At 34.2% G+C, this 8,882-nt stretch carries 8 protein-coding genes; all 8 read left to right on the top strand.

Going from position 1 to position 8,882, the window contains the following annotated elements; translation table 11 throughout:
* The first annotated feature begins 348 nt into the window (after positions 1 to 348).
* Positions 349 to 1,062, top strand: coding sequence for a bacillithiol biosynthesis deacetylase BshB1 (gene bshB1, locus HU235_RS13795; RefSeq protein ID WP_095302204.1), 714 nt, complete (start codon positions 349 to 351; stop codon positions 1,060 to 1,062).
* A complete protein-coding gene (gene bshA, locus HU235_RS13790) occupies positions 1,059 to 2,195 on the top strand; it encodes an N-acetyl-alpha-D-glucosaminyl L-malate synthase BshA (RefSeq protein WP_095302203.1) in 1,137 nt (378 codons plus the stop codon). The genes bshB1 and bshA overlap by 4 nt, the downstream gene beginning before the upstream one ends.
* A gap of 29 nt (positions 2,196 to 2,224) precedes the next feature.
* Positions 2,225 to 3,439: a CCA tRNA nucleotidyltransferase gene (locus tag HU235_RS13785; RefSeq protein WP_174880560.1), complete on the top strand. Its 1,215-nt coding sequence runs from the start codon at positions 2,225 to 2,227 to the stop codon at positions 3,437 to 3,439.
* Positions 3,409 to 4,392 (top strand): biotin--[acetyl-CoA-carboxylase] ligase, encoded by a 984-nt coding sequence (locus tag HU235_RS13780; RefSeq protein WP_095302201.1) that lies wholly within the window; start codon positions 3,409 to 3,411, stop codon positions 4,390 to 4,392. Before HU235_RS13785 ends, HU235_RS13780 begins: the two co-directional genes overlap by 31 nt.
* A gap of 366 nt (positions 4,393 to 4,758) precedes the next feature.
* Positions 4,759 to 5,598 (top strand): 3-methyl-2-oxobutanoate hydroxymethyltransferase, encoded by an 840-nt coding sequence (panB, locus tag HU235_RS13775; RefSeq protein WP_174880559.1) that lies wholly within the window; start codon positions 4,759 to 4,761, stop codon positions 5,596 to 5,598.
* The gene (gene panC, locus HU235_RS13770) at positions 5,595 to 6,440 is read left to right on the top strand and encodes a pantoate--beta-alanine ligase (protein WP_095302199.1); all 846 of its coding nucleotides are present in this window, start codon (positions 5,595 to 5,597) and stop codon (positions 6,438 to 6,440) included. The genes panB and panC overlap by 4 nt, the downstream gene beginning before the upstream one ends.
* Positions 6,441 to 6,484: 44 nt before the next feature.
* Positions 6,485 to 6,871, top strand: a complete 387-nt coding sequence (gene panD, locus HU235_RS13765; protein ID WP_095302198.1) for an aspartate 1-decarboxylase — start codon at positions 6,485 to 6,487, stop codon at positions 6,869 to 6,871.
* 245 nt (positions 6,872 to 7,116) lie between these two features.
* A partial coding sequence (locus HU235_RS13760; RefSeq protein WP_174880558.1) for an exonuclease domain-containing protein occupies positions 7,117 to 8,882 on the top strand: 1,766 nt, incomplete at its 3' end.

Genomic DNA, 8,882 nt, shown 5'->3' with positions numbered 1-8,882 from the left:
ACTTACTTACGGGCAGTTCAAACTTTTTTAAGGTGGAAGTTTTAAAACTGCCCGTATCGTTTATATTATGAACAACTATCCTTCTTAAAAAACTAAACGTTATTTTTATGACTGAACATAATATACATAAGAACATTAATATATTAGCTAATAGATTATTTTGTATGATTGATATTTTTGTTTTATATAAAATAGCAGGAGCAACATAGCGGGGCAAATGGTCAATTTAAACAAAAGCTTCGATTTATCTAAAAACTTAATAAGACAAATCATTTGAAATTGGCTAATTATTTGGTCTATTATACGTGATGTAGATCATTTAAAACCTTATAAAAAAGGGAGAGAAATATGAATAATAAGCTAGACATACTCGCATTTGGTGCTCATCCAGATGATGTGGAAATTGGCATGGGGGGAACACTTGCCAAATATTCTTTTAAAAATTACAAAATCGGAATTTGTGATTTGACAAAGGCTGAACTTTCTTCAAATGGTACGGTTGCAATTCGTCAGGAAGAAGCAAAAAGGGCTGGTGAAATTCTTGGCATTACAACAAGAATCCAATTATCATTACCAGATCGTGGACTTTATATTACAGAAGCTGCGATACAAGAAATTGTCAAGGTGATTAGGATGTATCAGCCTACTTACATATTCGTTCCTTATTTTGAAGATCGCCACCCAGATCATGGGAACTGTGCGAGATTAGTAGAGGAGGCAGTTTTCTCGTCAGGTATTGGAAAATATCGAGATACGTTGGAACAGCCCCCACATCGTGTGCAGAATGTCTTTTATTATATGATAAATGGTTTTCAAAGCCCTGATTTTGTCATTGATATTACTGAAACAATTCATAAGAAAATTGCAAGTCTTACTGCATATGAAAGTCAATTTGTTAAGGGAGATCGTTCGGTAGACACACCACTAACAAATGGATATATTGAAACGGTAGAAAGCCGAGAAATGCTTTATGGTAAACAAGTGGGTGTTAAATATGCAGAAGGATTTAAAGCTAAACAACCACTTTTATTAAAAGAAGATTTTATTGGAGAAGCAAAATGAAAAAATTAAAGATTGGTATTACATGTTATCCATCTGTTGGTGGTTCAGGAGTTGTTGCAACAGAATTAGGAAAACTCCTTGCAGAACGAGGACATGAAATTCATTTTATTACATCTAGTTTACCTTTTCGCTTAAACAAGGTATATTGCAACATTACCTTTCATGAAGTGGAGGTAAATCAATATTCTGTCTTTAAATACCCACCATATGATTTAGCACTTGCAAGTAAAATGGCGGAAGTTGCAAAACGAGAAGAATTGGATTTATTACATGTCCATTATGCAATTCCTCATGCTATTTGTGCAATCTTAGCAAAACAAATGGTTGACGAAAATTTAAAAATAGTAACAACTCTTCATGGAACAGATATTACTGTTTTAGGGTATGATCAATCATTAACAGATTTAATACGATTTGGAATTGAATCATCTGATAAGGTAACAGCTGTATCGAATTCATTAGTAAAACAAACCAATGAACTTATTCAACCTAAAAAAGAGATTGAGACTGTTTACAATTTTATTGATGAACGAGTGTATCATAAAAGAGATGCATCCCATTTGAAAAGCCAATTCGGGATCGATATTGATGAAAAGGTTATCATCCATGTCTCTAATTTTCGCAAAGTGAAACGTGTACAGGATGTTGTTTATTCTTTTCAATTAATTCAAAGAAAAATAAAGTCAAAGCTATTATTAGTTGGTGACGGTCCAGAAATGTCATTTGTCAGTAGATTAGTGAGAGAGTTAGGCCTTACAGATAAGGTGCTTTTCCTAGGCAAGCAAGATAACTTAGAGGAGCTCTATTCGTTAAGTGATCTTATGTTATTATTATCTGAAAAGGAAAGCTTCGGATTAGTGCTATTAGAAGCTATGGCTTGTGGAGTACCTTGTATCGGAACAAATGCTGGAGGAATCCCAGAAGTGATTAACGAAGGGGAAACTGGTTATATTTGTGAAATAGGTGATATAGAAGCAATAGCATTTAAAGCTATAACATTGTTACAAAATGAAAATCTCCACAAAAAAATGTCTAACTATGCGATAACCATTGCCCATGAAAACTTCCATTCGGAAAAGATTGTTTCGCAATATGAATCGTTGTATTATGAATTGCTTTCAATGGAAAAATGATGGAAGTCGCTTAAAGAAGGAGTATTAAAATGGATACACCATTTCTAAAAGCTAAACCAATATTAAAAAAATTACATGATAATGGTTACGAAGCTTTTTTCGTAGGTGGGGCAGTACGTGACTATCTTTTAAATCGAGATATTGGTGATATCGATATTGCAACTAGCGCGAAACCAGATGAGATCCAACAAATATTTAACCATACAATTGATGTTGGTGCTGAGCACGGAACGATTATTGTTCTTTTTGATAATTTACCGTACGAAGTTACTACATATCGTGCAGAATCAGGCTATGAGGATTTTAGACGTCCGAATTCTGTAACATACATAACATCATTAGAAAAAGATTTAAAACGAAGAGATTTTACAATTAATGCAATGGCAATGGATAGTCATGAAACTCTATATGATTATTTTAATGGACGAGAAGATTTAAAAAAGCGAGTTATTCGTACAGTCGGTAATGCATCCGAAAGATTTACAGAAGATGCACTTCGAATGCTAAGGGCGGTTCGTTTTGTAAGCCAGTTAAACTTTGCGCTTTGTCCAACAACCTTAACAGCTATAAAGGACTACGGTTATTTATTATCTAAGATTTCGATTGAAAGAAAGACAATTGAATTTGATAAATTGCTTAAAGGGACTAATTATCAAAATGCCCTTCACTTAATTGTAGATTTGAATATTCATCAATTTTTGCCTGGCTTAATTGAGAAGGAGCAAGAATTGATGAAGCTCTCTAATTACGATTTTTCCTTTTTAAGAACAAAGGAAGAATTTTGGACACTGCTAACATATCTAATTAAGCCTCATTCTATCGAAGCTTTTTTAAGAGGATGGAAGCTGCCAGTCAAACTAATGAAAGAAGTACAGAGAAGAATTCAATTTATTGATATGCTTAAGGATAAGGACTGGGACGATGAACAGTTATATGATGCAGGGGATGAGCTTGCTGTGTCAGTTGAAAGACTACGTGTTGTTCTTATGGAATGGGCAAACTGTAATGAACGGATACGAAAAATACAACAACGATTCGCAATGCTGCCGATTAAAGAAAGAGGTGAGCTTGCAGTTACTGGTCACGACGTCATTAAAATAGTAAAACAAAATCCAGGCCCATGGGTATCAGTTGCATTAAGCAAAATTGAAAGGGCGGTTGTAACGAATAAGGTAGTTAATGAAAGAAATGCAATAAAGGAGTGGCTATTAACATGCAATCAGGACTTCGATCGAAATTGTTAGAAGCCTTTTCAAAAGCTGATGGTGAATTTTTATCAGGTCAAAAAATTAGTGAATATATTGGCTGCTCAAGAACGGCTGTTTGGAAGCATATAGAGGACCTTAGAAAAGAGGGGTATGAGCTTGAAGCTGTTCGCAGACGTGGTTACAGAATTACAAAGAAGCCTGATAAAATAAGCAGCAATGAAATCCAGCTCGGTTTACAAACGAAAGCTATGGGGAGAAATATTCATTTTGCGGAGGAAGTAACTTCTACTCAAAAAATTGCTCAAACTCTTGCAGCTGAAGGAGCACAAGAAGGGACAATTGTCGTTGCGGACAAGCAGACTAATGGAAGAGGGAGAATGGCAAGAACATGGTATTCACCGAGTGGGACAGGTATTTGGATGAGTATGATTATAAGGCCAAATATTCCGATAAATAATACACCTCAACTAACATTACTTACTGCTGTGGCAATTGTTCAAGCAATTGAGGAGGAAACAACTTTAAAGCCAGATATTAAATGGCCGAATGATATTTTAGTAAACGGTAAAAAGCTTGTAGGAATATTAACTGAGCTTCAAGCTGAGGCAGATCAGGTTCACTCGGTCATTATTGGCACAGGGATTAACGTCAATCAGCTTGAAGAGCATTTTCCTGAGGAATTACGTTCAATTGCTACTTCAATCTATATCGAATCAGGCGAATTATGTGAAAGATCGAAGCTTATTCAAGCAATTTTGTTGAAGTTTGAGGCTCTTTATTCTCTATATTTATCGAAAGGTTTTATACCGATTAAGCTTCTTTGGGAAAGCTATGCGATCAGTTTAAATAAAGTAATACAGGCAAGAACAATTAATGGAGTCATTGAAGGAAAAGCAATCGGCATTGATAATGATGGTGCGTTATTAATCGAAACAGATGAAACTGGAATAGAACGAATCTATTCTGCGGATATTGAAATAAAACAATGATTTTATCTATCATTTTAGAATAGTAATTAATGAAATCCTTTGTTATACTGAAAAACGGGTAGTATCTTTTTTAGAACTACACCTTATTGGAAATTGCTTTTCTAACAAAATGAATCTTCTTCATGTGATTCAAATAAAACAATGTTATGATTCTAAATTCTGCCTTGATCCATAAAGGACTAGGACGGAGGGATGAAAACTGATTAAGTATACAATAAATCCTTCTTTCTATGTCGAAAGAGGGATTTTTTTATCGTTTTCCCCTCCCCTAAAATGAATCACATAGCTAACAAATTGAAAGACATTAGACTGTGGAGCAATTTTAGGGAATAGGAAAAGCATTTCTAAATCTTTGGAGGGGAATGTATGAAAACTAGATTAGATTTTATGAAAATGAAGCATTCAGGTGAGCCGATCACGATGATTACAGCTTATGATTATCCAAGTGCAAAGCAAGCGGAATTGGCTGGAGTCGATATGATTCTTGTTGGAGATTCATTAGGTATGGTTGTATTAGGATATGATTCCACAATCCCGGTGACAGTGGATGACATGATACACCATACAAAAGCGGTAAAACGTGGAGCTAAGGAGACATTTATTGTCACAGATATGCCATTTATGTCCTACCATTTGTCACCTGTCGATACTTTAAGAAATGCAACAAGAATAATGCAAGAAGGAGGAGCTGATTGCTTAAAGCTTGAAGGTGCCGATGGTGTTACGGATACAATTTTAGCACTGACAAATGGAGGAATTCCAGTTATTGGCCACCTAGGCTTAACACCGCAATCAGTAAACGTTCTTGGTGGGTATAAAGTTCAAGGAAAAAGTGCAAAGGCAGCTGAGAAGTTATTTGCTGATGCAAAACGAGTGCAAGAAGCTGGTGCAATAGCACTTGTATTAGAATGTGTTCCACAACAACTTTCAAAAGAAATTTCGTTACAATTAGATATACCAACAATCGGAATTGGTGCAGGTCCACATACTGACGGTCAAGTATTAGTTTACCATGATTTAATTGGTTATCTGGATGGTAGAGTGCCAAAGTTTGTAAAACAATATGCTTCAATTTCTCCAACAATTGAGCAATCAATCAAGGAATACATTCGAGATGTAAAAAATCGAACATTCCCAGAAGAAAAGCATTCATTTAACATGAAAAAGGAAGAAAAAATTAATTTATATCGAGAGGTTAAGCAATGAATGTAGTTACGGCTAAGGACGAATTAAAGAGTAAAATAGCTGAATATAAAAAACAAAATAAGTCAATTGGATTCGTGCCAACAATGGGGTTTTTACATGAAGGGCATCTAAAGCTTATTGAGGAAGCAAGAAAAGGTAATGATATTGTGATTCTAAGTATTTTCGTAAATCCTTTACAGTTTGGTCCAAATGAAGATTTTGAATCATACCCGAGGGATCAGCAAAGAGATGAAGAGTTAGCAAATAGCTCGGGAGTTGATCTTGTTTTTCTACCGTCTGTTAATGAAATGTATCCGCAATCTCCAGGTTATACAATCTCAGTTCAATCAAGAGTGAATGTATTATGCGGTAAATCACGAGTAGGCCATTTTGATGGTGTTGCAACAATTTTAACAAAACTATTTCATCTTATTGAACCTAACAGAGCATATTTTGGAATGAAGGATGCCCAACAGGTCGCTGTAGTCGAAGGGTTAGTTGAAGAACTAAATTTCCCGATAGAAATTGTACCAGTCTCTACAATAAGAGAAGCTGATGGTCTTGCAAAAAGCTCTCGAAATGTTTATTTAAATAAGGAAGAAAGACGTGAGGCTCCATCACTTTATAGAAGCTTAGTTATCGCTAAAGAGGAAATTGTAAAAGGGAATACAAATTTTGAAGAGATAAAAGAAATGATTAAAGCTTATATTACTCAAAATACAAGTGGTGTAATTGATTATATAGAAATATTAACTTATCCACAGCTCGAGGAAATCAAAGTTCCAAAAGGAAAGGTCATTTTAGCCATAGCAGTTAAATTTTCTAAAGCAAGATTAATTGATAATATTACCGTTGAAATATAAAGGGAAAACATAAGGATGATATGGAACGATTGGAGTGATAAAATGTGTTTCGGACAATGTTAAATGCTAAAATTCATCGCGCCCGGGTAACTGAGGCAAATTTAAACTATGTAGGTAGTATTACGATTGATGAGGATATACTTGATGCGGTAGGGATGATTGCAAACGAAAAGGTTCAAATTGTAAATAATAATAACGGAGCTCGTTTTGAGACTTATATTATTCCTGGCGAAAGAGGGAGTGGAGTTATTTGCTTGAATGGCGCTGCGGCAAGACTTGTTCAAGAAGGGGATATTATTATTATTCTAACTTATACCTTAATACCCGAAGATAAAATTACGACACATAAACCAAAAATAGCCGTCATGGATGAGAATAATAAAATTATTGACATGCTTGGACATGAACCTGCTTCAACCATTTTAAGCTAATTTGGAAAAAATAAGGGCTAACACTTCAAAACAATGATATAGTCACTAAAGACTATACAATGTATTGGTGTTGCCCTTATTATGTTTATTAAGATGTTTGTTTTTAATCATTTTTTAAGATCGTACTAAACAAATAAATACGAACCTGAGGGTTTTGGATGAAATTATGTTATAGTAAATATATTAATAACCTAAGCAAAATATCATGCATAAAAAGCTTTACATAATTATAGGAGTGTCACAGAATGAATGAGCAACGATTTGTCGTAGTCGATTTAGAAACAACAGGAAATTCCCCTAAAAAAGGGGACAAGATTATTCAAATAGCAGCAATAGTATTAGAAAATGATCAAATTGTTGATAAATTTGTAAGTTTTGTTAACCCATTACAAAAAATCCCACCGTTTATCGAACAATTAACAGGTATTACGAATGAGATGGTTGACAAAGCGCCAACCTTTGAAGAAATTGCCGAGAAAATTCAATCGTTGCTTACAAATTCTACATTTGTCGCTCATAATGTATATTTTGATTTATCTTTTTTACAAGAGGAATTATTAAGTTGTGGGTTGCAATTTAATGGACCTATTCTTGATACAGTTGAGCTATCAAGGATTGCGTTTCCAACGAAAAAAAGTTATAAATTATCGGATTTAAGTGATGAATTTGATATGCTACATGAAAACCCGCACAGAGCGGATAGCGATGCTGAGGTCACAGCCGAACTATTTATACAAATACTCGAGAAGTTTAAGTCTTTACCGATCATTACATTGCAACAGCTTTCCCGCTTATCGAGATCATTTATTAGTGATCTCGAAGATGTATTGGAAGATATCATTGCAGAAAAATTAGTGAATATTGAAAAACAAAATCATCATCATCTTGAAATAATCAGAACATTGGCGATAAAAAACAGAAGTCAAATGGTGGAAGCAAATCAAGATATAGATGATCAGATTGGAATAGGAATAGAAGAAATTATTTCACATTTTAAGAATAGTCGCGATAAATTTACTAAGGATTATATAACGTTTCGGGTTCGAGATGAACAGCTTGTAATGATGAAGGAAATATACGATGATTTCTCTTCACATCAGCATAGCCTAATTGAGGCTACAACTGGAAGCGGAAAAACTTTAGCCTATTTGGTTCCATCTATTTTGTATGCTAAAAAACAAAAACGACCAATAATCGTTAGCACCTATACAACAACATTACAAGAACAGATGCTTGATCATGACGTTCCATTTTTAGAAAAGGTAATGCCTTTTTCTTTTAATGCGACGATTTTAAAAGGTCAAAGCCATTATTTATGCCTGCAAAAATTTGAACAAGCGTTAAAGGAACCTGAAGATAACTATGATTTCATACTAACAAAGTCACAAATCCTTATTTGGATTACAGAAACAGAAACCGGAGATGTAGATGAATTAAATCTCCCATCAGGTGGTAAAGCTCTATGGAGTCAATTACACGTTGACCATTCATCCTTTAATAAAAATCCTTTCGTTGCATATTGTTATTATCAACATGCAAAACAAAGAGCATTAAAAGCAAATCTAATTATTACAAATCATGCTATGCTCATTTCAGATTTTGTTTATGACCAAAAGATATTACCTGATTATCAAGAAATTATTATAGATGAAGCCCATCATTTTCATCTTGTAGCAAGTGAACAATTAGGAGTTAAGTTTTCTTATTTAGAAATTCATAATCTCATTAACAGGTTAGGGACAAGTCAGACAAATGGTATTTTACAAAAATTTATAAAGATGAATGAAATTAACTTCGGCAACCAAAGCCCTATATTTAAAATTGACCAACTAGTCCAAGAACTACAGGATGAGTCTCATCAGTTTTTTTCTGCCATCCATGCATTTGTTCTGTCAAAAACGAAGGATAGTTCAATTAATCGAATCTCTTATCGCTTAGAGCTGGAAATTGAAAATAATCGAACATGGAATGCAATTTTAGAACTAGCAAAAAGGGTATCGTTTCTTTTAAC

Origin of the sequence: Metabacillus niabensis (genome assembly GCF_902829255.1) — a bacterium.
GTDB classification, from domain to species: Bacteria; Bacillota; Bacilli; order Bacillales; family Bacillaceae; genus Metabacillus; species Metabacillus niabensis.
The sequence above is the reverse complement of the archived record's forward strand: the minus strand, read 5'-3'. Positions and strand labels throughout refer to the sequence as shown.

Excerpts from the sequence above, each read along its gene's own strand:
- bshB1 (WP_095302204.1), top strand. The coding sequence starts at position 349 with ATGAATAATAAGCTAGACATACTCGCATTTGGTGCTCATCCAGATGAT.
- bshA (WP_095302203.1), top strand. The coding sequence starts at position 1,059 with ATGAAAAAATTAAAGATTGGTATTACATGTTATCCATCTGTTGGTGGT.
- HU235_RS13785 (WP_174880560.1), top strand. The coding sequence starts at position 2,225 with ATGGATACACCATTTCTAAAAGCTAAACCAATATTAAAAAAATTACAT.
- HU235_RS13780 (WP_095302201.1), top strand. The coding sequence starts at position 3,409 with ATGCAATCAGGACTTCGATCGAAATTGTTAGAAGCCTTTTCAAAAGCT.
- panB (WP_174880559.1), top strand. The coding sequence starts at position 4,759 with ATGAAAACTAGATTAGATTTTATGAAAATGAAGCATTCAGGTGAGCCG.
- panC (WP_095302199.1), top strand. The coding sequence starts at position 5,595 with ATGAATGTAGTTACGGCTAAGGACGAATTAAAGAGTAAAATAGCTGAA.